Source organism: Streptomyces canus, from assembly GCF_041435015.1.
Lineage (GTDB): Bacteria > Actinomycetota > Actinomycetes > Streptomycetales > Streptomycetaceae > Streptomyces > Streptomyces canus_G.
Map to the genome: position 1 here is coordinate 7456804 of NZ_CP107989.1, position 25727 is coordinate 7482530.

Sequence of the window (25727 nt, forward strand, 5' to 3'; positions counted from 1 at the left end):
GGGTCACCCCCCTCGCCCCAGGCCCCACGTCAGGTCACCGGAAAGCGGGCCGCTCCGGGTCCAGTACCGCCCTGCCCTCCGCCGGAGACGACGCCTCGGCGAAGTGCCTTCGGGGGATCCGCCCCGCCCGGTACGCCAGCCGTCCCGCCTCCACCGCGTGCCGCATCGCATGCGCCATCAGCTCGGGTTCCTGCGCCCGCGTCACCGCTGAGGCGAGCATCACACCCGCGCACCCGAGCTCCATCGCCAGGGCCGCGTCCGACGCCGTGCCCGCCCCCGCGTCCAGGATCACCGGCACACGCGCGTGCTCGACGATCAGCTGGAAGTTGTGCGGGTTGCGGATGCCGAGGCCCGAGCCGATCGGTGAGCCCAGCGGCATGATCGCCGCGCAGCCCACGTCCTCCAGCTTCCGGGCGAGCACCGGGTCGTCGTTCGTGTACGGCAGCACCGTGAAGCCGTCGTCCACCAGGGTCTCCGCCGCGTCCAGCAGCTCGATCGGGTCCGGCAGAAGGGTGCGCTCGTCGGCGATGACCTCCAGCTTGACCAGGTCGGTGCCGAGCGCCTCGCGCGCGAGGCGGGCCGTCAGGACGGCCTCTCCGGCGGTGAAACAGCCCGCCGTGTTCGGGAGCACCCGGATGCCGAGCCGCTCCAGTACGGACAGCACCGAGCCGTGCACCGACGGGTTCACGCGCCGCATCGCGACCGTCGTCAGCTCGGTGCCGGAGGCGACCAGCGCTCGCTCGAGCACATCCAGGCTGGGCGCTCCGCCGGTGCCCATGATCAGCCGGGACGAGAAGGACGTACCGCCGATGGCAAAGGGATCGTCGGCCATGGGTCAGCCTCCTTGGACGGCGGTGAGGACTTCCACGCGGTCTCCCTCGGAGAGGGACGTCGCGGGCCACTGCGCGCGCGGGACGACGGTCTCGTTGAGCGCCGCGGCCACCCCGGACGGCGCCGGCGTCAGCGCCCGCACGACGGTGTCGAGAGCCGTGCCGGGAGCGAACTCCCGCGGCTCCCCGTTGACGGAGATGTTCATGCCGGCTGCTCCAGGAGTTCCGTGGCGGCGAACCGCCTCGGGGTGAACGGGCGTGCCACGTCGGGGAGTTCACCCGTCGTCAGGACGTGCGCCATGGCGTCCCCGGTGATCGGCGTGAGCAGCACGCCATTGCGATAGTGGCCGGTCGCGAGCACCAGCCCGGTCAGTTCCGTGGGCCCGAGCAGCGGGGCGTTGTCCGGGGAGCCGGGGCGCAGTCCCGCGCGGGTCTCGGTCAGCGGCAGTTCGGTGATGCCGGGGACGAGCTCGTGGGCGTCCCGCAGCAGCTCGTACACCCCGCCCGCGGTCACCGTCGTGTCCCAGCCCAGCTCCTCGCTGGTCGCGCCGATCACCAGCTCGCCGTTCTCCCGCGGCACCAGGTAGACCTGGCTGCCGCGGACCACGGCCCGAACGGTGCGGCTCAGGAAGGGCGCGCGGTGCGGAGGCACGGTCAGCCGCAGCACCTGGCCCTTCACGGGCCGTACCGGGGGCAGGACGTCCGCGGGGACCCCTTCGAGGCGGCCGCTGAGGCTTCCGGCGGCGAGTACCACCTGGCCCGCGCCCAGCTCGTCGCCGTCGGTCGTGGTGACCCCCGCGGCCCGGTCCCCGGCGACACGGAGGCCCTTGACCCACGCGCGGTGGAAGACGACACCCGCCTGCTCGCACGCGGCCAGCAACGCGCGCGTGAGCCGCCGTGGATCGATCTGGTGGTCGCCGTCCACCCGCAGTCCGCCCCGGACCCCCGGTGCGAGCATCGGCTCCAGGCGCCGGCACTCCCGGCCGGACAGCCACTCCGACTCCAGCCCCGACTGCCGCTGGAGCGCGTGCAGTTCGCGCAGGTGGGCGCGGTCGTCGGCGTCCAGGGCCACGGCGAGCGTGCCGCAGCGGCGGTAGCCGAGGTCGAGACCGGTCAGGTCGGTGAGCTCCGCCGCGAAGTCGGGATACCGGTGGGCCGAGGCGAGGTTCAGCCCCAGCAGGGTCTGCTCGCCGTAGTGCAGTTCGGTGACCGCGGCCAGCATCCCGGCGGCCACCTGGGCGGCCCCGCCGCCCGGCTCGGGGTCCACGACAGCCGTGCTGAGTCCGTGCTGCGCGGCCCTCCAGGCCGTCACCAGGCCGATGATGCCGCCCCCGACGACGAGGACGTCTGACGTACGTGAGGACATGGGCGTCCAGCCCCTCCCTTCGCCGGCATGACCCGGATCAGGTTCGTACGGTCGGAGGCCGCCAGCCTCCCTCTCAGCCCGGTGCGTCCGGGCTCCCGCGAGTGCTCTACGTTGGCCACCCTAGCCCGTGCCCGTGCGCCTCTGTAAGGGAGCCTTCCGCCATGCCCCGCTCGCTCGACGGCCTCGTCCTCGCCCCGGTGGCCGATCAGGCCCCAGGTCAGGTGGGTACGCGGACCCGGTTCACCTACCACGAGAAGGGCGGGGAGATCTGGGCCGAGTACGCGGGCGGTGACGTCGTACGCGGACATCTCGTCGGCACGCGCGCGGGGGACGGTCTCGACTTCCGGTACGTGCAGCTCAAGCACGACGGAACGACCTCCTCCGGGCACTGCGTCGCGACGGTCGTGGAGCTCCCCGACGGCCGGCTGCGGTTGGAGGAGACGTGGCAGTGGGAGTCGCAGCCGGGCAGCGGGACGAGCGTTGTGGAACAGGTCACTGAGCACGACTCCTGACTGACTGATTGTCAGGTGACTAGGGTGATCAAATGAGCGAGCAGACGCAGGCGCAGCGGCGGGTGGTCGTGGTCGGCGCGGGCATGGCCGGCGTGCAGACCGCGGTCGCCCTGCGCGAACAGGGATTCAACGGCACGGTCACGGTGATCGGCGCGGAGCCCCATCAGCCGTACGACCGTCCGCCGCTGTCCAAGGCCGTGCTGCTCGGCAAGGCCGAGGGCGCCGCCTTCGACGTGGACTTCGAGGCCCTCGGCATCGAACTGCTGCTCGGCCGCGAGGCACTGGGCGTACGCCCCGAAGCGCACGAACTGGACACCGAGGCCGGGCCTGTCCCGTACGACGCCCTGGTCCTCGCCACCGGTGCCGAACCGATCCGGCTGCCCGGCACGGAGGGTGTGCCCGGCGTGCATCTGCTGCGCACCCTGGACGACGCCGAGCGGCTGCGCCCTGTGCTCGCCCGGCAGCACGACATCGTGGTCGTCGGCGCGGGCTGGATCGGCGCCGAGTTCGCCACCGCCGCGCGCGAGGCGGGCTGCGCGGTGACGGTCGTGGAAGCCGCCGACCGGCCGCTCGCGGGCGCGCTGCCCGCCGAGGTGGCCGCGCCGATGACCTCCTGGTACGCCGACGCGGGTGCCGTGCTGCGCACCCACGCGCGCGTGGAGCGCGTCGAGCCCGGCGCGGTCGTCCTGGACGACGGCTCCCGGGTGGTCGCGGGCGCGGTCGTGGTGGGTATCGGCGCCCGGCCCGCCACGGCCTGGCTCGCCGGTTCGGGCATCGAACTCGGCGCCCACCGCGAGGTCGTCGCCGACGACCGGCTGCGCACTTCCGTGCCCGACGTCCACGCGGTCGGCGACTGCGCCTCCTTCCCCTCGGGGCGGTACGGCGAGCGCCTGCTGGTCCACCACTGGGACAACGCCCTCCAGGGCCCCCGCACGGTGGCCGCCGACATTCTGGGCGAGACCCGCACGGTCTACGACCCCGTCCCGTACTTCTGGTCCGAGCAGTTCGGCCGCTTCGTCCAGTACGCCGGCCACCACGCGTCCGCCGACACGACGCTGTGGCGCGGCGAGCCGTCCGGCCCCGCCTGGACGGTGTGCTGGCTGCGCGAGAACCGCCTGGTGGCCCTCCTGGCGGTGGGCCGCCCCCGCGACCTGGCCCAGGGCCGCCGCCTGATCGAGGCGGGCGCGGAGATGGACCCGGAGCTGCTGACGGACCCGGCGAGGCCGCTGAAGGCGGCGACGGCGTAGCCGACCACCGGGTGGGCGCTGTGAGAACTGCGTTCCCCCGCCGGGGGCGCCCCGGCTTCCGACTGTCAGTGCGGGATGGCACGCTTAATCCCGTGACCGAGATTGACGCAAAGATCGATGCTCTCGTCCCCGCCTGGCTCACCCTCCCCGACATCGCAGAGTTGCTCGATGTCGAGGTGACGCGTGTGCGGCAGCTGGTCAAGGACGGCCAGCTCATCGCCGTACGCCGTGGTGAGAACCGCGCGCTGCACGTCCCCGCCGCCTTCATCGACGGGGTCGAGCAGAAGGTCGTCAAGGGCCTGGCCGGGACCCTGACGCTCCTGAGGGACGACGGCTTCACCGACGAAGAGATGCTGGAGTGGCTCTTCACGCCCGACGAGAGCCTGCCCGGCACCCCCGCGCAGGCCCTGAGCGAGAATCGCGGCACGGAGGTGAAGCGCCGGGCCCAGGCGCTCGCCGTCTGATCCGAACCACACCGGCGTACGGGCCGTGACCGCCGAGGCCACGGCCACGGTCCGGCACGGCCCGTACGCCACCGAACCCCGGGGGAGACTCACGCATGCCCGACACCACCCGTGGCCGGCTCGCCGGCGCCCGCGTCTACCTCTGCACGGACGCCCGCAAGCGCCAGGGGGATCTCGCCGAGTTCCTGGACGCGGTCCTGGCCGGGGGCGTCGACATCGTGCAGCTGCGGGACAAGGGCATGGAGGCGGCCGAGGAACTGGAGCATCTCCAGGTCTTCGCCGACGCCTGCGCGCGGCACGGCAGGCTTCTCGCGGTCAACGACCGGGCCGACGTCGCCCACGCGGCGGGCGCCGATGTGCTGCACCTCGGGCAGGGCGACCTGCCCGTCCCCGCCGCCCGCGCGATCCTCGGCGACGACATCCTCATAGGCCGCTCCACGCACGCCGAGGCGGAGGCCGCCGCGGCCGCGGTCCAGGACGGCGTGGACTACTTCTGCACCGGCCCCTGCTGGCCGACCCCCACCAAGCCCGGCCGGTACGCCCCCGGCCTCGACCTGGTCCGGTACACCGCAGCCCTCGGCACCGACCGCCCCTGGTTCGCCATCGGCGGCATCGACCTCGGCAACCTCGACGAGGTCCTGGAGGCCGGTGCCCGCCGGGTCGTGGTCGTCCGGGCGATCACCGAGGCGGACGACCCGGGCGCGGCCGCCGCGGAGTTCGCGAAGCGGTTGAGTGACACTGCGTGAGGGGCCGGTATGCGTCGGTCGCATGATCGGCCCGGTGTCCGAGGGGTGGACAACAAGTCGACAAAGCGGGCAAATTTCCGTGATCCGGTTGGGCGACCGCTGCCCCCTGGCTAACCTGCGGGTATGGCCCTAGGAACCGCATCCACCAGGACGGACCGCGCGCGCACGGTGCGTGACATGCTCGCCGCGGGCAAGACGACGTACTCCTTCGAGTTCTCGGCGCCGAAGACCCCCAAGGGTGAGCGGAACCTGTGGAGCGCGCTCAGGAGGGTCGAGGCGGTCGCCCCGGACTTCGTCTCCGTGACCTACGGCGCCGGGGGCTCCACCCGCGCGGGCACCGTCAAGGAGACCCAGCAGATCGTCGCGGACACCACCCTGACCCCGGTCGCCCACCTCACCGCGGTCGACCACTCCGTCGCGGAACTGCGCAACATCATCGGCCAATACGCCGACGCCGGAATCCGCAACATCCTGGCCGTGCGCGGCGACCCGCCCGGCGACCCGATGGCCGAGTGGGTGGCGCACCCGCAGGGCCTGACCTATGCCGCCGAACTCGTCCGGCTCATCAAGGAGTCGGGCGACTTCTGCGTCGGCGTCGCGGCCTTCCCGGAGATGCACCCGCGCTCCGCCGACTGGGACTCCGACGTCACACGCTTCGTCGACAAGTGCCGCGCAGGGGCCGACTACGCCATCACCCAGATGTTCTTCCAGCCGGAGTCCTATCTGCGGCTGCGTGACCGAGTCCACGCGGCGGGCTGCGCGACCCCCGTCATTCCCGAGATCATGCCCGTGACCAGCGTGCGGATGCTGGAGCGGCTACCACAGCTCAGTAATGCGATCATCCCCTCCGTCCTGAAAGAGCGGATCCTCACAGCAAAGGACGATCCGACCGCTGTACGCTCGATCGGAATCGAGTTCGCCACGGAGTTCTGTGCTCGGCTGCTGTCCGAGGGAGTGCCCGGACTGCACTTCATCACGCTCAACAACTCCACGGCGACGCTGGAAATCTACGAAAACCTGGGTCTGCACCATCCACCGCAGGCCTAGACCGGCCGCACGGATATACGACACACTGCGTAGCGGTCACTGGGAGAGGGGCGTACATGGGCTGGACGGTCCTCTACATCGCGTTCGGAATCGTCGCGCTGTGGCTGCTCGGCGAGGTGCTGCTGCAGTACAAGGCGCGGCTGCGCTGGCGGCTGCTCGCCTTCGTCGGCTTCCTCGGTGTGGTCCTCGGCGTGCTGATGCCGTCGGTGGTCGTCATCGGGCTGGGCGCGATCGCCTTCGCGGTCGGCCAGACCTACGTCACGCTGTCGTTCCGCCGTGGCTTCGAGCAGGGCTGGGCGGTCAACCCGCCGGCCGCGCTGGGCGGTCTGACCGGCGGCAAGAAGAGCCGTCGTGAGCGCGGCCTGGACGTCTCCGACCCGGAGGCAGGCGACGCGGCCCACGGCGACGAGGCCGGGTACGACCAGGGCCGGCCGGACACCTCCGGCTACGGCCACGACGACTACGACCGCGACGACGTCTTCACGCCCGCTCGCTCCGCCGCGCCGACGGCCGCCGAGACCACCTCGGTTTACGAGCCGCAGCCCCTGCCGGACGACACCGGCTCCTACGGCATATACAACGACTCCTCCTACGCCGGTGACCAGTCCTACGCGTCCACGGGCCAGACCCAGGACCAGTACGCGACGGCCGCCGCCGACCAGACGTACGGCTACGACGGCTACTCCGGCTACGACCAGCAGCAGTACGGCTACGACCAGGCCGGACAGCAGCAGTACGCCGCCTACTCCGACCCGTACATCGGCACCCAGACCTATGGCGCGGGCTCGTACGACGCCTCCTACGGGGGCCAGCAGCAGTTCGCCCAGCAGGGCTACGACCAGTACGGCGGGACATACGGCGGCGAGACCCCGGCCGGCGGGGTGTGGGTGCCGCAGCAGCGCACCGACGAGTCCTACGGCGGCGAACTCCCGCAGGAGCAGGGCTACTACCAGGACAACAGCGACCAGGGCCAGCAGCAGAACCAGGGCCAGGGGTACGACGAGCAGTACCGCTTCTGACGCGGGGCGGCTCCGTCACTGAGAACCGCGGAACTCCGGTCCCTCCACGATCAGTCCGGCCACCAGTGAGCCCGACATGCCCGCATGGGGGAGGCCGCCGCCGGGGTGTGACCAGCCGCCGGCCGTGAACAGGCCAGGTATCGCCGTGCTGTTGGACGGGTGCAGCGTGCCTTCCCCGCCGGCCAGCGAGGGCGGGGGCACGGCGCCGCCCAGGGCTCCTGTCTCCCGCTCGGTGTGCACGGGCGTGCGTACCTCGCGCCAGAGGATCCGCTCGCGCAGGCCCGGCACCGCCCGCTCGGCGGCGGCGACCACGCGGTCCGCGAAGGCCTCGACGACTCCCGGAGTGGCCCAGTCGTACCCGAGGCCGCAGGGCACGGTCGCCGTCAGCACCACGGACTCGTGGTCCGCGTCGGGGCGCAGGGCAGGGTCGTCCGGCCGGTCGATCCGCACCGTGAGGTCGGGCGTCTCCCCGTGCGAGAAGAGGCCCAACTCGCCCTCCGGATCGGGGCTGTACACCACCGTGCGGTGCACGGCGTCCGGCTCCCGCCCTCCGCGCAGGGCGAGGCACACCACGACCCGGCCCGGGTGCAGGTCCTCGGCGTCGGGAAGGACGTCCTTCGCGCCGTAGAGCTCACGACCCGGTACGAGCCCGCGCAGTCGCCAGGGTCCTGCTCCGACGACGGTGTCCGCCTCCACGACCGCCCCGTCGGACAGCTCCAGACCTGCCGCGCGACCGTCCTTCTCCAGGACGCTCGTCACCTCGGCGCCGAAGTGGAACTCGACCTTGCGCCGGACGCACCGCTCGTACACCGCCCGCGCCAACTCCCGCATGCCGCCCCGGACGTACCAGGTCCCGAAGGCGTGCTCCATGTACGGCAGGACGGCCGCGCTCGCCGGCGCGCTCCCGGGGTCGACGCCGTGGGCGAGCGCATGGCCGTACAGCAGGGCCGCGAGCCGCGGGTCCCGCAGTTCCCAGGCGCCGATCTCGTACAGCGTGCGGGCCTGTCGGGTGCGCAGCAGCCGTTTGTGCGGCACCCCGGGGTAGGGCTCGCGCTGCAGCACCTGCCAGTTGGGCCACAGGGGCTCCTCCAGGAGCGGCCTGCGGGTGCGGTCCCAGGCCTCGCGGGCCCGGATGAGGAAGTCACCCCAGCGGTCGCCCGCGCCCGCGCCGAGGGCCTCCTCCAGCGCGGCGACCACTCCCGCCCGCGAGGCGTTCGGCAGGGACACCTCGGTGCCGTCCGTGAAGATGTGCCGCGACGACGGATCGACCTGGACCAGCTCGACGACCGACTCCAGCGGCTCCTTGCCGGTCTTGATGAACAGATCGCGGTAGACCGCGGGGAGGGTGAGCAGCCCCGGCCCGGTGTCGAACCCGAACCCGTCCCGCTCGACCCGGCGCACCGCCCCGCCGTACGTCTCCGTACGCTCGTACACCGCCACCCGGTGGCCCGCGACGGCCAGCCGGGCAGCGGCCGCCATCGCGCCCATCCCAGCGCCGATCACCGCAATCCGTGCCATGCCTGCGACTTTATCGGCCGCCACTGACACTCCGCCCGCGGGCGGCCGGCTTGCCGACGAGGACCTGCGGCACACCGTGGCCGGCCGTCAGCCGGGCGGTCGTCCGATGCGTGCCACGAGGCTTTTCTCCTCCCGGCGTTGGGCCCTGCGGCGTCGGAATCTTCGGATGCGGGAGATCAGGAAGTAGAGCGTCAGCAGGCCGGCCAGCAGCAGTACGCCCGCGATGACCGCGGCCGCCTCCGGGTGGAACATCGCGAAGGTGACGATGCCGCCGACCCCGAGATCCTCTGCCAGGCTCACGATCACGTTGCTGAAGGGCTCGGGCGAGGAGTTGACCGCCATGCGCGTGCCCGCCTTGACCGTGTGGCTGGCCAGAGCCGTCGAACCGCCGATCAGGCCCGCCGCCACATCGGAGAGCGAACCGCTCTGACCTGCGAGCAGCGCGCCGACCCAGGCGCCGGCCACGGGACGGATCACGGTGTGGACCGAGTCCCAGGCCGAGTCGACGTACGGGATCTTGTCGGCCACCGCCTCGCACAGGAACAGCACGCCCGCCGTGACGAGGACTTCAGGGCGCTGCAGGGTCTCGGGGACGTCGTCGCTCAGCCCCGTCGTACCGAACACGCCGAGCAGCAGCACCACCGCGTAGGCGTTGACGCCGCTGGCCCAGCCGCTGGTGAACACCAGAGGGAGTACGGACACGGACGCGATCGTAACCAGTCGGCTGCGGGGCGGTCTGGGGTTGAGTGCGCAGAACTGAGTATCCGTACCTAGGGCGTGAGATGAGTACGCGCGCGGATGGGCCCCGACCTGCTCGAACGAGAGAGTGGAGCCACGGCGAAGGGGAACGGCTCCGGCACCGGCGACACGGGGCGCCGGAACGGAGCCGCCCCGGATCCGCTCCTTCCGCCGGCCGAGGTCGGCGGGAGCGAGGCACGGGGGAACCCGGGAAAGCGGGGGAACGACCGAACGGGGGCCCAACGGGGGGCACGGGGGAAATCGGGGGAGCAAGGGAAGGCGCCGGTTCGAGGTGGCCCGCGGGGGACGCGGCCACAGCGGACCGGCGCTTTCGCCTGTCCGCCTCGTGTCACCCCTTGCGCCCGCTCACCCGCCCCTGCAACAGCCGCGACAGAGCGGCGTGCACGTCGTCCAGAGAGCGCTCCGGTTGGAAGGACTGCCAGTCCAGGGCGGCCACCAGGACCATGCCGACCAGGGCGGAGGCGGTCAGCGGTACGTCGATCTCGTCGCTGAACTCGCCGTTCTCCACGCCCTCGCGCAGGACGCCCTCCACGACCGCCACGGCCTGCTGACGGACCACCATGAGCGTGGACTGCCAGGCCCGGTTGGTGCGCCACAGCTCGGCCACGTACAGCTGTGTGAAGGCCGGGTAGCGGTCGATGAAGACGAGACCGGCCCGGACCATCGCGTCCAGGGCGTCCACCTTGCCGCCGCCCGCGCGTGCCGTCGATTCCGCCGCCTCCCTCAACGAGGCGGTGAGAAGGCCCACGCCGTGCCGCAGCAGTTCCTCGAAGAGGACGGACTTGCTCGCGAAGTTGTAGTAGACCGTGCCCTTCGCGACTCCGGCCCGCTCGGCGATCTCGTCGACCGTGGTGGCGGAGAAGCCCTGCTCGGCGATGAGCGTGACGGCCGCCTCGTAAAGCTTCTGCCGGGTGGCCTCGCGGCGGGTGCTGACGCCCGCCGGGGCGCTGCTGCTTTCCATGCTCCTGATTCTCACAGGTGAGACCGCCCCTGAGGTCGCGGAAGAGTTCACAGGGTCAGCTCCGGGTGCAGCCGGTCCAGCGTCCACACCTGCCGGCGGCGGGCCGACAGGGCGGTCAGCGCGAGGGCGCCGGCGGTGAAGGCGAGGAGCACCACGCACGCGTGCCACACCGGAGTGAGACCGCCGCCCGTGATGAGCCTCCTGAGGGCCTCCACGACGTAGCTCATCGGCAGGAAGGGGTGGATCGCGTTGAAGAAGCCCGGGCTGGTCTGGACGGGGTAGGTGCCGCCCGCGGACGTCAGCTGGAGCATCAGGAGAGCCAGGACGAGGATCCGGCCCGCCGCTCCGAAGCGTGCGTTCAGCCATTGGACGATCGCCGCGAAGCAGGCCGTCACCAGGAAGAGGAATCCCACGGTCCCGGCCGCCCGCGCCATCTGCAGGCCGATCGCCCAGTGCAGCACCGACATCAGCGCCACGGTCTGCAGCACTCCGATCGCCGCCACGGGCAGCCACCCGGCCAGCGCGATCCGCCAGGCCGCGGCACCGGCGGCGAGCGCACGCCGGTTCATCGGTGTGATCAGCATGTACGCCACCATCGCGCCCACCCACAGGGAGAGCGGGATGAAGTACGGGGCGAACCCGGTGCCGTAGTTCGGCGCCTTGTGCAGGTCCCTGGAGACCAGTTGGACCGGATCCGCCATCACGTCGGTGCGCCGGTCGCGGTCCTTCTTGTCGTAGTCGGGGATCTGCGAGGCGCCGTCGTGCAGCCCGTCGGAGAGCTTCTCGGAGCCGTCGGCGAGCTTGTACATCCCGCCGCTCAGGTCGTCGGCCCCGGTCTTGAGCCGGCCGACGCCCTCGTCCAGGTCCTGTGCGCCGGACCTCGCGGTGCCGAGGCCGGAGTGGAGCGTCCTGGCGCCCGCGGCGACCTTGCCTGCGCCCTGGTTCAGCTGGTTGATCTTCGCTACGGCGTCGTCCAGGTCCTCCGAGAGGCGGGGCGCCCGGTCGGCGAGCGCTCGGGCCTGCTGCTGGAGCGTGGCGAGCCGGCTGTCGAGCTTCTTCAGATCGCCGTTCTGGTCGGCGACGAGAGCGTTGACGTCGTCGGCGACCCTCGCCACGTCGGCGGCAGCCTGCTCGGCCTTCTTCAGGTCGGCGCAGGCGGGGTCCGGCAGCACCGGGTCCGTGCAGCGCGCCTTATAGACGGCGTTCAGGGTGGCGGCGGCCTTGTGCGCTCCCTCGGCGGCCGCCGGGGCGGTCCTCACCAGGGTGTCCAGGTTGTGGCGGACGGCCCCGGCGGAGTCGGCGACGAGCCGGGCGGTGTCGCCGATGGTCTTCTCGTTGCCTTCGAGGAAGGGGCCCACCTTGTCCGCGACCCCGTTGACCTTGTCGGCGAGGCTTTGGGTCCCGCCGGCGACCTGCTGTGCGCCGTCCGCGAGGTCGCCCGAGCCCGTGTCGAGCTTCGCCAGCCCGTCGGAGAGCTTCCCGCTGCCCGCCCTGGCGGCCTTCAGGCCCGTGGCGAGGTCCTCGGATCCCTTCTCCGCCTTGCCGATGCCGCCCTCCAGGTCGTCGGCCCCGTCGGCGGCCTTCACCGTGGCGCCGTGGATGTCGGAGAAGGAGATGAAGATCCGGTCCAGGAAGGACCGCGACGCCTTCGTGGACGCCGCCCGGCGCACCTCGGCGAAGACCGTCCGTGAGATCTGCCCGACGATGTAGTTGTTCGAGTCGTTCGTACGGACCTGGAGGGCGCCGGTCTCGGGGGAGTTCCCCGCACTGGAGGCGATCCTCTTGCTGAAGTCGGTCGGCATGGTCAGCGACAGGTAGTAGGTGCCGTTCTCGACACCCTCACGTGCCTCGGCGGCGCTCACCTGGTGCCAGTCGAAGGTGTCGCTCTCGCGCAACCCCTTGGTGAGGTCGTCGCCCGCGGTGAGTTTTGCGCCGTCGGCGGTGGCGCCCCTGTCGTCGTTCACGAGGGCGACGGGGATGCGGTCCAGGCGGCCGTACGGGTCCCAGAAGGACCACAGATACAGGGCGCCGTACAGCAGCGGCAGCACGAGCAGCGCCACCAGGGCGGCGCGCGGCAGCTTCCCCCTGCCGAAGCGGCGCAGCTCAAGCGCGGCCAGTTTCGGCGAGCGCATCGGCCGTCTCCTTCCGGGTTTGCGTGTCCTCTTGCGGTTCAGGTCGCGTGGACACCGTCACGGCGTCCTTCGGGGCCTCGCTGCACACCGCCAGGACCGTCGTGCCGGCCGCGGCGAGGGACCGCAGCAGCGTCCAGGCCTCGGTCCGCTCGGTGTCCGACAGCTTCAGGTCCAGGTCGTCGACGGCGAGCAGCCGCGGGCGGCCGATCAGGGCCAGGGCGATCGACAGCCGCAGGGCCTCCAGGCGTTCCAGATCGCGTACGGCCGTGCGCGCGCCCTTGGGCAGCGCTTCCCGGTCGAGCCCGGCGGCCGTCAGCGCGGTGTCGATCCTCCGTTTCGCCTCGGACCTGCGCTCCTCGCGCGGCCGCAGCAGCGCGCGCACCGAGTCGCCGAACCGGCGCTGCAGCAGCGCCCGTTCACGCACATGCTCCGCGACGGTCAGGGCCGGGTCGAGGTCGGTGACCCCGGCGACGTTCGCCGGTGCGCTGAGCCGGCGCACCGCCGCCAACTGCTTCGGCAGCCGCGCCCCGCCCACGGTCGCCGTCCCCTCGGTGGCCTTCATCCGTCCGGTGAGCGCGAGCAGCAGGCTCGTACGACCGGACCCCGAGGGCCCCTCCAGGGCGATCAACGCGCCGGGCTCCGCGGTGAGCTCGACTCCGCGGAACGCCCAGCCGCGAGGCCCCTTGAGCCCGAAGCCTTGGGCCGTGACAGCGATTCCGTCCACGGCCACCCCCTGATCTTCTTGAATCGAGAACTTTTTGAACTGACTGGTCAGTGCAAAAACTAACCCGAACCTTCGATCGAAGCAAAAGCCCAGGTCAGAACGGATTGTCAGTGGCATACCTCACGATGAGCACATACGGCACTCCGTAGCGGGATGTGCCGTCAACCAGACGACAGGAGGTTCGTCATGGCCAGCTATCACGCAGCCGCCGCCCGTCGGCGCCGCGCCACCGGCCCTGCCCCCTCACTGACCGGCCCGGCGAGCGACGTACACCCCGTGCTGCGCCGGGCGACGGCCCCGCCCGCCGCCCTCGACCTGCTCGCCCAGGCCCGCGCCGGCCTCGACGAGGCCTCGGCGCTGGAGACGTCGAACGAGCGCTATGCGACGGCGCATCTCGCCGCCCTGCGCACCGCGGCCGCCGTGCTCGCCGCGCGGGGGCGTCCGGAGCCCACGCCCCGACGTCGCGCCAAGATCCGGAGCGCCTGGGAAGTGCTCCCCGAGATAGCGCCCGAGCTCACCGAGTGGAGCGCGCTGTTCGCCTCCGGGGCCCGGCGCCGGGCCCGGGCCGAGGCCGGCATCCAGGGGGCGGCCAGCCGCCGGGACGCGGACGACCTCATACGCGACGTGGCGATGTTCCTGCGCCTCGTCGAGCGGATGCTGGTGCTCCAGCCCGTCCTGCCCCAACCACGCCAGGACGCGGACCGGCCCGAGGGGGGCGGCGGCCACACCGACCGCGACCGCGACTTTCCGGACGCGGGCTGAGCGCGGCGTGTTCCTGGTGCCTGACCTCCGCCGACCGTCCCGCCAAGCCTCTTCTCGTACCGGCCCGGAACCCGCCCCGGCCGCCCGCGATTTCCGCCGCCCCGTGGGGCGGGACGGGTCCCTGGCCGTGGCACCGGGATGACTGGGCGCGGCGGTGGAGGCAATAGGGTGGGGAGCGCCTGAAGCCTCCCCGTCCACGCCCCCGGCCGGGAAGGCGCCCCGATCGCTCCGCCGTGCAACGGGCGGTGCCGCGCCGAGGAGTCAACTGCCGTGTCGGACCCGATGCGACCCCGCGCCTCTCTCCGTACCGCCGTGGTCTGGGAGGTCCTCCAGGACGCCCTCGACCGCCGGGTCAAGGCCACGGGACGTCAGGCGCTGGACGTCCTCGACACCGGAGGCGGCAGCGGCAACTTCGCCGTGCCCGTCGCCCGCCTCGGCCACCAGGTCACCGTCGTCGACCCCAGCCCCAACGCGCTGTTCGCCCTGGAGCGCCGCGCGGCCGAGGCCGGAGTCGCCGACCGGGTGCGAGGCGTCCAGGGCGACGCCCACGGCCTCTTCGACGTGGCCGAGCGCGGCGGCTACGACGTGGTGCTCTGCCACGGCGTCCTGGAGTACGTGGACGACCCGGCCGAGGGCATGCGCAACGTCGTGGCCGCCCTGCGCCCCGAGGGCGTCCTCAGTCTGCTCGCCGCCGGTCTCGGCGGCGCCGTGCTCGCCCGGGCCCTGGCCGGCCACTTCAAGGAGGCCAGGCAGGCACTCGACGACCCGAACGGCCGCTGGGGCGACGGCGATCCCGTGCCGCGCCGCTTCACCGCCGAACAGCTCACCGCGCTCGTCGAGGGCGCGGGCCTCACCGTGGGCGCGGTGCACGGCGTGCGGGTCTTCGCCGACCTCGTCCCCGGCGTGCTCGTGGACACCGAGCCCGGCGCCCTGGAAGCCCTGCTGAAGCTGGAGGAGGCGGCGGCCGAACTCCCCGCCTTCCACTCCGTGGCCACGCAGCTCCATGTGCTCGGCGAGACCCGGGAGGCCGCCGAGGCCTGAGCCGCCACTGTGCCGGAGTGCTGATCAGGTACTTGATGGCACATGGAGTACGCCACAGGCCCCCCGATCGCCCGCGCAGCGCCGTATGATCGAGGGAGACCGCCCGGCATGACGGGACGGCCGCTGGGGAATGACAAGATTCAGCAGCCGGAGCGTTCATGGCGGAATCCGGTTGGCCAATTGGCGCAGAGGGGCGGGTTTCACGGGGGCGATTCCCTGCCTATCCTGAAGGGACCCCCCGAGTCGCCCCGGCGACTGCACGATGAGGAGGACTCCGTGCCGCTCTCGGAGCACGAGCAGCGCATGCTCGAGCAGATGGAGCGAGCGCTGTACGCCGAAGATCCCAAGTTCGCGTCGGCGCTCGAGGGAAGCGGGCTGCGTACGTACACCCGGCGGCGGGTCTACCAGGCAGTTGCCGGCTTCCTCGTAGGTATCGCGCTCCTCATGGCCGGTATGGTCGCCAAGCAGGTGTGGCTCAGCGTGGTGGGCTTCCTCGTCATGCTGGGTTGCGCGGTACTCGCCGTGACCGGCTGGCGCAAGGCCCCCAAGCCGGGCGAGCAGCCCGCCGCGGGCGCCCCGCATGCCCGTCGCCAGGGACGCCAGAAGCGCTCGATGATGGATCGGATCGAGCAGCGCTGGCAGCGGCGACGAGACGAACATGGCGGCCAGTAGCCGGCCCGCCGAGCCGCTCCCACAGACGTTCTGAGGGGGTGAGCACCCAGCCGGGTGCTCACCCCCTCACGTATGTCCTCAAGTGCGCGTATGTCCTCAGGACGTCACCCCCCGTCTCCGCAGGACACTCCCACCCCTCACAACACGGTGGCCCGGGCCTTGGGAAGGCCCGGGCCACCGTCGTTCCGCCCTCAGCGTGCGGCGTTTTTCAGCCTTGCTGACCGAACGGTTTGCGCAGGGTCGGCCGGATCGCCGCCGCACGTGCCCTGACCCCGGCCCACCACTCCGACGCCGCCCACACCACCCGCGCGGTGGAACGGGGGGCGATCAGCGCGCGCGCCCGCGTGACCCGGCCGACCGAGCCGCGCAGTCCGCCGATCACCCGGTGGACATCCTGGGCGAGGCCCGCCGTCGGCCGGGGGCGCGGGGCGTAGAGCACCTGCTCCACGGCGTCCGCCACCCGGTGCACCGAGGCCGCGGCCACCGGATCGAGATGCCCGAGCCGTACGATCCGCGCCGCCGCCTTCCGCGGCGTCTGCGAGTCGTCCGGCAGGATCCCGAAGTCCCACGCCGTGTCGGTCAGCTCCTGCCAGGCCGCCAGGGCGTGCGCGGCGGCATCCGCGTCGCTGCGGCCGTGCCCGCGCAGACGTACCGAACGGGTGCGCAGCCGCCACAGCATCGGCGCCAAGGGGATCGACAGCCCGACCAGCCCCACGAACACCCAGAACAGCAGCTTCAGGTACCACCACTGGCCCTGTACGGCCCACCAGGGGCCGCCACCGTCCCCGGACGCCGCGGCCGCGGGCGACGCGCTGTCGCACGCCTCCAGCTTGCGCAGCTGGGCCGAGCAGCTCTCGCTCGCCGACGGGGAGGCCGACGGCTCCGTGGAGGAACCCGCGGACGGCCTCGGCACGTCGGGGGTCAGATCGCCGGTGGCGTCCGGGACGGTGTACGAGGGCACCGTGCCCCGGGTCGGGGTGGGCTCGAAGCGGGTCCAGCCCACCCCCTCGAAGTACAGCTCGGGCCAGGCGTGGGCGTCCTTGAGCCCCACCGAGATCGAGCCGTCCGCCTGCGGGGTGCCGGGCGCGAAGCCCACCGCGACCCGGGCCGGAATGCCCAGGGAGCGGGCCATCGCCGCCATGGCGAAGGAGAAGTGCACGCAGAAGCCCTGCTTGTCCCGCAGGAAGTTGGCGATCGCGTTCGGTCCGTCGCCGACCTCCACCTTGGTGTCGTACTCGAAACCGCCGGTCACCGCGAAGTAGTCCTGGAGCGCGACCGCCTGCTCATAGGGGTTCTTCGCGCCCGCGGTGACCTCGCGGGCGGTCTTGGCCACCACCGACGGCACCGAGTCGGGCAGCTCGGTGTAGTCGCGCTCGATGGCAGCGGGCGCGGTCGGCGCCGACGCGAGCTGCTCTGCCGTCGGCTGCACGTCCAGGCTGTTCACCTGGTACGTCAGCCCGCGCGTGTTCTGCCCGTGGTCGCCGACGAGCGCCATTCCCTCGGGCTCGTAGCGCCAGCTGCCCTTGATCTTCACGCCGCTCGGCGGGTACGGCATCGGCAGGTAGTCCTGCGCGTACCAGTTCGCCGCCGCGATGTTCGTCTCCACCTCCGTGCGTTTGACGTCGCCGCCGAGGCCGACCGGGGTCGGGAAGTCGTCCGGTACGGCCTTGATGGGCCGCTTGGACGGCTTCCAGGTCCGGCCGTCGAACTCGTCCAGGGAGACGATCCGCAGGTACAGGTTGGAGATGTCGGTGTTGCTCCCGGTCCGCACGGACAGGACCTGGCGGTCCTCGTCCACGTTCAGGCTGTCGCGCAGGGTGAGCAGCGGGTTCACCGCGGAGATGGTGCCGCCGTTGCCGTTTCCGGTGCCCACGCCCGCCCCGGTGGCGTCCAGGAGGCCGCCGTTCATCGAGGGCAGAGCGGCCGATACCACGAGGGCGATGCCGAGGCTCGCCACGCCGATCCGCCGGCCGGTGCGCACCGGCGCCACCGGCCCGGGGTCCGCGCCCGGTCCGCGCGCGGCCCCGCCGAAGACGCGGCCCCACTGGGAGAGCCGCTCGCGCCCCTCGGCCAGAAGCAGCAGGAGATAGCCGGCCGCCGCGACCAGGAACCAGAACCAGCCGCCGTGGCCTTCGGACAGTCCCGCGGCGACGGAGTACAGCGCGAGCAGCGGCAGGCCCGCAGGGGCCGCGCTGCGGAAGGTCACCGCGAGGATGTCCACCACGAGTCCGATGACCAGGACACCGCCGAAGACCATCAGCTTGATGCCCTGGGACGCCAGCGGCGCCGGGATCGCGTAGCGCGAGATGTCGTCGCCGCCCTGCTGGAGCAGGTCCCCGAAGTGCACGAAGGCGCCCGGGCCGGGGATCAGCCCGAAGAGGGCCTGGTCCCGGGCGAAGATCAGGGTCAGCATGACCAGCGTGACGAGGGTCTGCGCCGCCACCGTCAGAGGACGGGCCAGCGGGATCCGCCGGGTCACCGCGCCCACGACCGTCTGCACTCCGAGCAGGAAGGCGGCCTGCACGATCCAGGTGACCGGCTCGACCAGCGGGAGCAGGGCGCACGCGGCCATGAGCGTGGCCGCCCACGCGCACAGCGCCACTCGTGCCCGCCCGCTCATCACGGTCCCTCCCCGGCGCCGGCCACGCCGACGCCCGTGCGCTCGCGGTCCGCGAGGCGCCACAGCTCCTCCAGCGAGGCGCCCCGCGGCACACCCAGTGCCGTCCAGCCCGCCTCGCGCAGCATCCGCAGCCGCTCCTGGCGCTCCTGCACCGCCCCGGGCACGTCGGTCGGTTCCCGCACCCAGCTCTCGCTGTCCAGCACGAAGGCGAGCGCGCCCCCGCTGCGCTGCCGCATCTTGGCGACCACCGTGGCCTGCTCCTCGTCGAGGTCGCCGAAGAAGGCCACCAGCAGTCCTTCGTTCCCCCTGCGCAGCACGTCGTACGCGCGCGACAGGCCGGTGTCGTCGGAGTGGTCGATCACCGCGAGCGTGTCCATCATCAGCCCGGCCGCGTCCGCCGTCCCCTGGCTGGCGCCCGCGAAGCCGTCGGCGCCCTCGCCGGGCACGGAGTTGCCGGTGTCCGTCAACAGCCTTACGGAGAAGCCCCGTTCGAGCATGTGGACCAGGACGGAGGCGGCGCCCGAGACGGCCCACTCGAAGGCCGAGTCCGGGCCCGCGCCCGCGTAGGCGAGGCCTCGAGTGTCCAGGAGCACCGTGCAGCGGGCGCGCTGGGGCTGTTCCTCGCGGCGGACCATCAGCTCGCCGTATCGGGCGGTGGAACGCCAGTGCACCCGGCGCAGGTCGTCGCCGTAGCGGTAGCCGCGCGGGATGGCGTCGTCCTCGCCGGCCAGGGCGAGCGAGCGCTGCCGTCCGTCGCCGTACCCCTTCGCCTCGCCGTTCAGCCGTACCGGCGGCAGCGCCTCCACGCGCGGGATGACGGTCAGGGTGTCGTACGTCGAGAAGGAGCGGGTCAGTTCGCACATGCCGAACGGGTCGGTCAGGCGCAGCTGGAGCGGGCCGAGCGGGTAGCGGCCCCGCAGGTCGGAGCGGACCCGGTAGGACACCTCGCGGCGGCCGCCCGGCTCGACGCGGTCGAGCACGAAGCGGGGGCGCGGGCCGAGGACGTAGGGGACCCGGTCCTGGAGCATCAGCAGGCCGGTGGGCAGCCGCGAGACGTTGTCCATCCGCAGATGGACGCGGGCCTCGCTGCCGGCGGGCACGCGCGCGGGGGAGAGCCTTCGGCTGCCCGCGACCCGGTAGCGGGTGCGGTAGAGCACGGTGGTGCAGACCAGGGGCAGCACGGCCAGCATCAGACCGACCCGCAGCAGGTCGCTCTGGCCGAGGACGTAGGCGCAGACGGCCGCGGCGATGCCGGCGGCGAAGAAGGAGCGGCCCCGGGTGGTCAGACCCGCCAGCGCGGTACGCACCCCGCCCTTGTCGCCCCGGTCGGCCTCGGGGCCGTCGGCCGAGGGCACCCCGGTGGACATCACAGGCTCCGCGGCGGCTGCTGCGGATACGCGGGTGCGGTGCGGCCGATCCCGAGGCCGCCCTGCTGGGGCGCGGCGGGAACCGGGGTGCGCTGGAGGATCTCCTGCACGACCTGTTCCGCGGTGCGCCGGTTCAGCTGGGCCTGGGCAGTGGGCAGCAGACGGTGGGCGAGGACCGCCACGGCGAGCGCCTGGACGTCGTCCGGCAGCGCGAACTCACGGCCGCTGAGGGCGGCGGAGGCCTTGGCGGCGCGCAGCAGGTGCAGCGTCGCGCGCGGGGACGCGCCGAGTCTGAGATCGGGGTGGGTGCGGGTGGCGGAGACCAGGTCCACCGCGTACCGCCGGACCGTTTCGGCGACGTGGACGCCGCGGACGGCCTCGACCAGTTTCACGATGTCGTGTGCGTGCGCCACCGGCTGGAGGTCGTCCAGCGGGTTCACGCCGCCGTGGATGTCGAGCATCTGCAGCTCGGCGTCCGCGCTGGGGTAGCCGATGGAGACCCGGGCCATGAAACGGTCGCGCTGGGCCTCCGGCAGCGGATACGTGCCCTCCATCTCGACCGGGTTCTGCGTGGCCACCACCATGAAGGGACTGGGCAGCTCGTAGGTCTGCCCGTCGATGGTGACCTGGCGCTCCTCCATCGACTCCAGAAGCGCCGACTGGGTCTTCGGCGAGGCGCGGTTGATCTCGTCGCCGATCACTATCTGCGCGAAGATCGCACCCGGTTTGAACTCGAAGTCCCGGCGCTGCTGATCCCAGATGGACACACCCGTGATGTCCGAGGGCAGCAGATCGGGCGTGAACTGGATGCGGCGCACCGAGCAGTCGATGGACCGCGCCAGCGCCTTGGCCAGCATGGTCTTGCCGACGCCGGGGACATCCTCGATCAGAAGATGTCCCTCGGCGAGCAGCACGGTCAGCGAAAGCCGAACGACCTCGGGCTTCCCCTCGATCACGCCCTCCACCGAACTGCGTACCCGCTCCACGACGGCGGTCAGATCAGTGAGGCTCGCTCGATCGTCATAGGTGGTCACCCGGCCCTCCTCGGCCCGTACTTTCCGGGCCGACGCTCTGTGACGCGTAACCGGCCCACCCCGAATCACGGACACCACGCGTGAAAAGTTCCGCGTGACGCCACACCCGCATTCTTGCTGCCGTTACCGATTCGTGTCACTCGACTGTGGACAACTGGCTGCACTATGTCGGGTCTTACGGTGTTTTGGGCACCCTGAGGGCCGAAATCAACAGCGAAACGACAGCTAAGGCGGCCGGTTACACGGGATCGATCTCGCGCAGCAGACCCGTCTTCACGTCGAACACGAAGCCGCGCACGTCGTCGGTGTGCACCAGGAAGGGCGAGGTGCGCACCCGCTGCATGGACTGCCGTACGTCCTGGTCGACGTCCCGGAAGGCCTCCACCGCCCACGCGGGACGCTGGCCCACCTCCATCTCCAGCTCGGTGCGGAAGTCCTCGGTGATCGCCTCCAGGCCGCAGCCCGTGTGGTGGATCAGGACGACGCTGCGGGTGCCGAGCTTGCGCTGGCTGATGGTGAGCGAGCGGATCACGTCGTCGGTCACCACACCGCCCGCGTTGCGGATGGTGTGGCAGTCGCCGAGCTCCAGGCCGAGCGCGGCGTGCAGATCGAGTCGGGCGTCCATGCAGGCCACGACGGCAACGTGCAGCACCGGCCGGGCGTCCATACCGGGGTCGGTGAAGGCTGCGGCGTACCGCTCGTTGGCGTCGACCAGGCGATCGGTCACACGGCCGCCGGGGGATATGGCGCCTTCGGTGGGAACGGATGCGGAAGTCGTCATAACCATGACGGTACTGGTCACCGTCGTTCCGGTCCTGCCGTGAGAAGGGAAAAAGAGCGTCATCACGTCCTCTGTGTGAGGTACCCCACAAGGGTCTCGGGTGCACCCGAACGGGTGTTTTCCGCTCTTTCATGGCGTCGAGTCCGCACCGGGGCGCGACGCGCAGGCCGGTTGATTGACCGCGAGAGGCCGTGGACTAAAGTGACGCGAAGCGGGAGGCGAGGCCTCCCTGCTGGACTTTCCCCGGAGACCCCGGCGATTTTCCGGAGATCTCCCCACGTGCGCGGCGCGTACGTACGGCTCGGCCTCCTCCCGCTCCCGGTCGGCTGACGCTTCCGGCGCCGGCAGGCCTCCCCTTTCACCGGAGTCCCCGGCGAAGGGGAGGGAGGGCGGGGACCCGGCGGTGCGTACGGACGCGCCGGACCTGAGAGGGCCCAGAATTCAATGGGGCGCGAAGCGCATTCGAATAAGGGCGGTGGTGGGCGGCGGGAGGGGCAGAGTCGACACGTTCCGGTGATGCTCCAGCGGTGCCTGGACCTGTTGGCCCCCGCTCTCGAGCGGCCCGGAGCGGTGGTCGTCGACTGCACGCTCGGCCTCGGCGGCCACAGCGAGGCACTGCTCCAGCGCTTCCCCGAGGCCCGGCTCGTCGCCCTCGACCGCGACAAGGAGGCCCTGCGCCTGTCGGGCGAGCGGCTCGCGCCGTTCGGTGAGCGTGCCACCCTCGTCCACGCGGTCTACGACGAGCTCCCCGATGTCCTCGACAGGCTCGGCATCGCGCGCGTGCAGGGTGTCCTCTTCGATCTCGGTGTCTCCTCCATGCAACTCGACGAGGCCGACCGGGGCTTCGCCTACGCCCAGGACGCCCCCCTCGACATGCGCATGGACCAGACGACCGGCATGAGCGCCGCCGAGGTCCTCAACACCTACCCGCCGGGCGAACTCGTCCGGATCCTCAGGGCGTACGGCGAGGAGAAGCAGGCCAAGCGGATCGTGTCCGCCATCGTGCGTGAGCGGGAGAAGCAGCCCTTCTCCCACAGTGCTCGGCTCGTCGAGCTGATCAGGGACTCCCTGCCGCAGGCCGCCAAGCGCACCGGCGGCAACCCGGCCAAGCGCACGTTCCAGGCCCTGCGTATCGAGGTCAACGGCGAACTCTCCGTCCTGGAGCGGGCGATCCCGGCCGCGGTGAAGTCACTCGCCGTGGGCGGCCGGATCGCCGTGCTGTCGTACCACTCGCTGGAGGACCGGCTGGTCAAGCAGGTCTTCGCGGCCGGCGCCGCCACCACCGCCCCGCCCGGACTGCCCGTCGTCCCCGAGCAGTACCAGCCCCGGCTCAAGCTGCTCACGCGCGGTGCCGAACTTCCCACCGAGGAAGAGATCGCCGAGAACCGGCGGGCCGCACCGGCGCGATGCAGGGGCGCCGAGCGAATCAGGGAGTCCATCGAGTGAAGTGCGTGAGGCGCGTGAGCCGCGTCAGTGAGTGGGGAAACCGGACTCACTGGAGGGTGAGTGAGTAGGAAACCCGAACTGAGGGGGAGGGCGGCCCGTCTCGCGCGCCTGTTCCCTGGCCCGACGGGCTCCGGACAGGCGGCCCGCACCCCCTTCGTGCTCCTCGTGGTCCTCCTCCTCGGCGGCGGCCTCATCGGGCTGCTGGTGCTGAACTCCGCGCTCAGCGAAGGGTCCTTCAAGCTCACCGACCTCCAGAGGGATACGAAGAGCCTCACCGACGAGCAGCAGGGCCTCCAGCGGGACATCGACGCCTACTCCGCGCCCGAGGCCCTGGTGCGCCGCGCCCGTGAACTCGGCATGGTGCCCGGCGGGGACCCGGCCTTCCTCGACCCGGACGGCACCGTCAAGGGCGTCCCGTCGCCCGCCTCCGACGCCGAACCGGCCTCCTTGCGGATGCCGCTCGTCCTCGCCCCCGAGGTGATCGACAGCGCGACCGTCCCGACGCCGACGGCCGGCTCCACTCCGACGGAGACCGTCGTACCAGCGCCCGAGGCCGTGCCCTCGGTCGTCCCGCCCCCCACGACCCCGACCCCCGGCAGGTGACGGAAGTGTCCGACGATTTCGGCAGGCAACCGCCGCGCCGCCGCGTGCCCGGACCCGCGCGCCCCGAGCGCTCCGCCCGCCCCGTCGGCCGACCGCGCCCGGGCCCCGGAGCCCGCCCGGCCCGCCGCCCCGCGGCCCCCAAGACCATCCGCCTGGGCAGTCCCCGCCCCCGGCTGCGCCTGGTCGGCCTCGCGCTGACGCTGGTGCTGACCGCCTTCGTCGTACGCCTGCTCCAGGTGCAGGCCGTCGACGCGAGCACGTACGCCGCCAAGGCCGAGCAGAACCGGTATGTCGGCTACACGCTGGCGGCCGAGCGCGGCGGGATCACCGACCGCGACGGCGTGGCCCTCGCGACCAGCGAGGACGCGTACGACATCACGGCCGACCCCACGCTGTTCAGCCGCGAGGAGTTGAAGATCGACGACGGCCCTGAGCAGGCCGCCGCCCTGCTCGCGCCGATCCTGGGGCAGGAGCAGGAGACGATCGTCAAGAAGCTGCGGCCCAAGGACCCCAAACTCCGCTACGCCCTGCTCGCCAACCGCCAGACCCCGCAGGTCTGGAAGCAGATCAAGGACCTGAAGTCCGCGCTCGCCACCAAGAGCGAGACCGACCCCGGCACGGCCAACGTCCTCGCGGGCGTCCTGTCCGTGCCGACCACCAAGCGCGTGTACCCGAACGGCGATCTCGCCGCCGGGATACTGGGCTGGGTCAACGCCGACGGCAAGGGCGGCGGCGGTGTCGAGCAGCAGCTGAACTCCCTGCTGACCGGCAAGGACGGCAAGATCCGCTACGCCCAGTCCGGCGGCCGCCAGGTGCCCACCGTGGGCTCCACCGAGACCCCCGCGGTGCCCGGCAGCGACGTCGAGCTCACCATCGACCGTGACATCCAGTGGGCCGCCCAGCAGGCCATCACCGAGCAGGTGAAGGAGTCCAAGGCGGACCGCGGGTACGTGATAGTGCAGGACACGCGGACCGGCCAGGTTCTCGCCATGGCCAACTCGCCCGGCTTCGACCCGAACGACCTGTCCCGGGCGAGCTCGGTGAACATGGGCAACGCGGCCCTCCAGGACGCCTACGAGCCCGGTTCCACCGCCAAGGTCATGTCCATGGCCGCCGTACTGGAACAGGGCGTCGCCACCCCGCTCACGCATGTGATCGTGCCCAACCGGCTGCACCGCGGTGACCGGCTCTTCAAGGACGACATCGACCACGAGACCTGGTACCTCACGCTCAACGGCGTGCTCGCCAAGTCCAGCAACATCGGCACCATCCTGGCGACCGGCCAGCTCGGCAAGACCCAGGCGCAGGCCAACCAGGTCCTCTACTCCTACCTGCACAAATTCGGCCTCGGCCGCTACTCCGGGCTCGACTTCCCCGGCGAGACCCCGGGCATCCTCGCCAAGCCCGCGGACTGGTCGACCTCGCAGCAGTACACGATTCCTTTCGGCCAAGGTGTGTCCCTCAACGCGATGCAGGCCGCGTCCGTCTACTCGACGATCGCCAACGGTGGTGTCCGCGTCGAACCCACGCTCGTGCGCGGCACGAAGGGACCCGACGGACGCTTCACACCCGCCGCGAAGCCCAAGGAGACAAGGGTCGTCAGCGCCAGGACGGCCAAGACGCTGGCCCGGATGCTGGAGTCGGTCGTGGACGACGTGGAGGGCACCGGCACCAAGGCGCGCATCCCCGGCTACCGGGTCGCGGGCAAGACGGGCACGGCCAACCGCGTGGATCCGGCCACCGGCAAGTACAAGGGCTACACCTCCTCGTTCGCCGGCTTCGCGCCCGCCGACAAGCCTCGGATCACCGTCTACTGCGCCATCCAGAACGCCACCAGCGGCAGTTACTTCGGCGGTCAGATCTGCGGACCCGTCTACAAGCAGGTCATGGAGTTCGCCCTGAAGACCCTGCAGGTCCCGCCCACGGGGGCGAAGGCCGCGAAGCTGCCCGTGTCCTACACGCCCTGATCAGCACACCTCAGCACCTCATCAGCGCTCGGAAAGGCCACCAGGAACCACCTCGTGACGACGATCACCTCCGATTCCGGGAACCAGGGCGCCCGTCGCCCCTCACTTC

Annotated in this window: 24 protein-coding genes and 1 riboswitch; of the genes, 12 read left to right on the forward strand and 12 right to left on the reverse strand. The window is 71.8% G+C overall.

Annotated features, from left to right (window positions below):
• Positions 1 to 34: 34 nt before the first annotated feature.
• From OG841_RS34065 to thiO, 3 genes are all read right to left on the reverse strand, one after another.
• Positions 35 to 832 carry a thiazole synthase gene (locus OG841_RS34065; RefSeq protein ID WP_328637887.1) on the reverse strand — a complete coding sequence of 266 codons (798 nt, stop codon included), beginning with the start codon at positions 830 to 832 and terminating at the stop codon, positions 35 to 37.
• A gap of 3 nt (positions 833 to 835) precedes the next feature.
• Entirely contained in the window at positions 836 to 1036 is a 201-nt protein-coding gene (gene thiS, locus OG841_RS34070) for a sulfur carrier protein ThiS (protein ID WP_328637886.1), read from the reverse strand.
• Positions 1033 to 2196 (reverse strand): glycine oxidase ThiO, encoded by a 1164-nt coding sequence (gene thiO / locus OG841_RS34075; protein ID WP_328637885.1) that lies wholly within the window; start codon positions 2194 to 2196, stop codon positions 1033 to 1035. The genes thiS and thiO overlap by 4 nt, the downstream gene beginning before the upstream one ends.
• A riboswitch (TPP riboswitch) is annotated at positions 2194 to 2305 on the reverse strand. Its footprint overlaps the gene before it by 3 nt.
• 52 nt (positions 2306 to 2357) lie before the next feature.
• On the opposite strand from thiO, the gene OG841_RS34080 reads away from it, so the two are divergent.
• The 6 genes from OG841_RS34080 (at position 2358) to OG841_RS34105 (ending at position 7231) form a co-directional block, all read left to right on the forward strand.
• A complete protein-coding gene (locus OG841_RS34080; protein WP_328637884.1) occupies positions 2358 to 2708 on the forward strand; it encodes a hypothetical protein in 351 nt (116 codons plus the stop codon).
• A 32-nt stretch (positions 2709 to 2740) separates the two neighbouring features.
• Positions 2741 to 3955 (forward strand): NAD(P)/FAD-dependent oxidoreductase, encoded by a 1215-nt coding sequence (locus tag OG841_RS34085; RefSeq protein WP_328637883.1) that lies wholly within the window; start codon positions 2741 to 2743, stop codon positions 3953 to 3955.
• A gap of 92 nt (positions 3956 to 4047) precedes the next feature.
• Positions 4048 to 4419, forward strand: coding sequence for an Rv2175c family DNA-binding protein (locus tag OG841_RS34090; RefSeq protein WP_328637882.1), 372 nt, complete (start codon positions 4048 to 4050; stop codon positions 4417 to 4419).
• Between the two features lie 95 nt (positions 4420 to 4514).
• Positions 4515 to 5165: a thiamine phosphate synthase gene (gene thiE / locus OG841_RS34095; RefSeq protein ID WP_328637881.1), complete on the forward strand. Its 651-nt coding sequence runs from the start codon at positions 4515 to 4517 to the stop codon at positions 5163 to 5165.
• A gap of 123 nt (positions 5166 to 5288) precedes the next feature.
• Complete coding sequence (gene metF / locus OG841_RS34100) at positions 5289 to 6212, forward strand: methylenetetrahydrofolate reductase [NAD(P)H] (RefSeq protein WP_371567949.1); 924 nt, start codon at positions 5289 to 5291, stop codon at positions 6210 to 6212.
• Between the two features lie 56 nt (positions 6213 to 6268).
• The gene (locus tag OG841_RS34105; protein WP_328637879.1) at positions 6269 to 7231 is read left to right on the forward strand and encodes an SCO2102 family sporulation regulator; all 963 of its coding nucleotides are present in this window, start codon (positions 6269 to 6271) and stop codon (positions 7229 to 7231) included.
• A 15-nt stretch (positions 7232 to 7246) separates the two neighbouring features.
• Here OG841_RS34105 and OG841_RS34110 read toward each other — a convergent pair whose 3' ends face one another.
• The 5 genes from OG841_RS34110 to OG841_RS34130 all read right to left on the reverse strand — a co-directional run bounded on the left by OG841_RS34110 (position 7247) and on the right by OG841_RS34130 (position 13331).
• Complete coding sequence (locus OG841_RS34110; protein WP_328637878.1) at positions 7247 to 8749, reverse strand: phytoene desaturase family protein; 1503 nt, start codon at positions 8747 to 8749, stop codon at positions 7247 to 7249.
• 87 nt (positions 8750 to 8836) lie between these two features.
• On the reverse strand, positions 8837 to 9451 hold the full coding sequence (locus OG841_RS34115; RefSeq protein WP_328637877.1) for a DUF4126 domain-containing protein: 615 nt from the start codon (positions 9449 to 9451) through the stop codon (positions 8837 to 8839).
• 385 nt (positions 9452 to 9836) lie between these two features.
• Complete coding sequence (locus tag OG841_RS34120) at positions 9837 to 10469, reverse strand: TetR/AcrR family transcriptional regulator (RefSeq protein ID WP_328637876.1); 633 nt, start codon at positions 10467 to 10469, stop codon at positions 9837 to 9839.
• Between the two features lie 47 nt (positions 10470 to 10516).
• Positions 10517 to 12601, reverse strand: a complete 2085-nt coding sequence (locus OG841_RS34125; RefSeq protein ID WP_371567955.1) for a YhgE/Pip family protein — start codon at positions 12599 to 12601, stop codon at positions 10517 to 10519.
• Complete coding sequence (locus OG841_RS34130) at positions 12573 to 13331, reverse strand: ATP-binding cassette domain-containing protein (RefSeq protein ID WP_371567958.1); 759 nt, start codon at positions 13329 to 13331, stop codon at positions 12573 to 12575. Before OG841_RS34130 ends, OG841_RS34125 begins: the two co-directional genes overlap by 29 nt.
• Positions 13332 to 13511: 180 nt before the next feature.
• Between OG841_RS34130 and OG841_RS34135 the strand changes: the two genes are divergently transcribed.
• From OG841_RS34135 to OG841_RS34145, 3 genes are all read left to right on the forward strand, one after another.
• Complete coding sequence (locus OG841_RS34135) at positions 13512 to 14087, forward strand: SAV_6107 family HEPN domain-containing protein (RefSeq protein ID WP_328637873.1); 576 nt, start codon at positions 13512 to 13514, stop codon at positions 14085 to 14087.
• A gap of 270 nt (positions 14088 to 14357) precedes the next feature.
• Positions 14358 to 15128, forward strand: a complete 771-nt coding sequence (locus tag OG841_RS34140; RefSeq protein ID WP_328637872.1) for a methyltransferase — start codon at positions 14358 to 14360, stop codon at positions 15126 to 15128.
• A 276-nt stretch (positions 15129 to 15404) separates the two neighbouring features.
• Complete coding sequence (locus tag OG841_RS34145) at positions 15405 to 15800, forward strand: DUF3040 domain-containing protein (protein WP_371567962.1); 396 nt, start codon at positions 15405 to 15407, stop codon at positions 15798 to 15800.
• A gap of 208 nt (positions 15801 to 16008) precedes the next feature.
• Here the strand turns inward: OG841_RS34145 and OG841_RS34150 are convergent, their stop codons facing one another.
• From OG841_RS34150 to OG841_RS34165, 4 genes are all read right to left on the reverse strand, one after another.
• On the reverse strand, positions 16009 to 18420 hold the full coding sequence (locus OG841_RS34150) for a transglutaminase TgpA family protein (RefSeq protein WP_328637871.1): 2412 nt from the start codon (positions 18418 to 18420) through the stop codon (positions 16009 to 16011).
• Positions 18420 to 19787, reverse strand: coding sequence for a DUF58 domain-containing protein (locus OG841_RS34155; protein ID WP_328637870.1), 1368 nt, complete (start codon positions 19785 to 19787; stop codon positions 18420 to 18422). The genes OG841_RS34150 and OG841_RS34155 overlap by 1 nt, the downstream gene beginning before the upstream one ends.
• Positions 19787 to 20821, reverse strand: coding sequence for an AAA family ATPase (locus OG841_RS34160; protein ID WP_306982765.1), 1035 nt, complete (start codon positions 20819 to 20821; stop codon positions 19787 to 19789). Before OG841_RS34160 ends, OG841_RS34155 begins: the two co-directional genes overlap by 1 nt.
• Before the next feature lie 238 nt (positions 20822 to 21059).
• Positions 21060 to 21665 carry a beta-class carbonic anhydrase gene (locus OG841_RS34165; protein ID WP_371567969.1) on the reverse strand — a complete coding sequence of 202 codons (606 nt, stop codon included), beginning with the start codon at positions 21663 to 21665 and terminating at the stop codon, positions 21060 to 21062.
• Positions 21666 to 22046: 381 nt separating this feature from the next.
• Here OG841_RS34165 and rsmH point away from each other — a divergent pair, with 381 nt between their 5' ends.
• The 3 genes from rsmH to OG841_RS34180 are packed head-to-tail and all read left to right on the forward strand — an operon-like array spanning position 22047 to position 25618.
• Positions 22047 to 23048 carry a 16S rRNA (cytosine(1402)-N(4))-methyltransferase RsmH gene (gene rsmH / locus OG841_RS34170; protein ID WP_328637868.1) on the forward strand — a complete coding sequence of 334 codons (1002 nt, stop codon included), beginning with the start codon at positions 22047 to 22049 and terminating at the stop codon, positions 23046 to 23048.
• 60 nt (positions 23049 to 23108) lie between these two features.
• A complete protein-coding gene (locus OG841_RS34175; RefSeq protein ID WP_328637867.1) occupies positions 23109 to 23651 on the forward strand; it encodes a hypothetical protein in 543 nt (180 codons plus the stop codon).
• A gap of 5 nt (positions 23652 to 23656) precedes the next feature.
• On the forward strand, positions 23657 to 25618 hold the full coding sequence (locus OG841_RS34180) for a peptidoglycan D,D-transpeptidase FtsI family protein (RefSeq protein WP_328637866.1): 1962 nt from the start codon (positions 23657 to 23659) through the stop codon (positions 25616 to 25618).
• Positions 25619 to 25727: the final 109 nt, after the last annotated feature.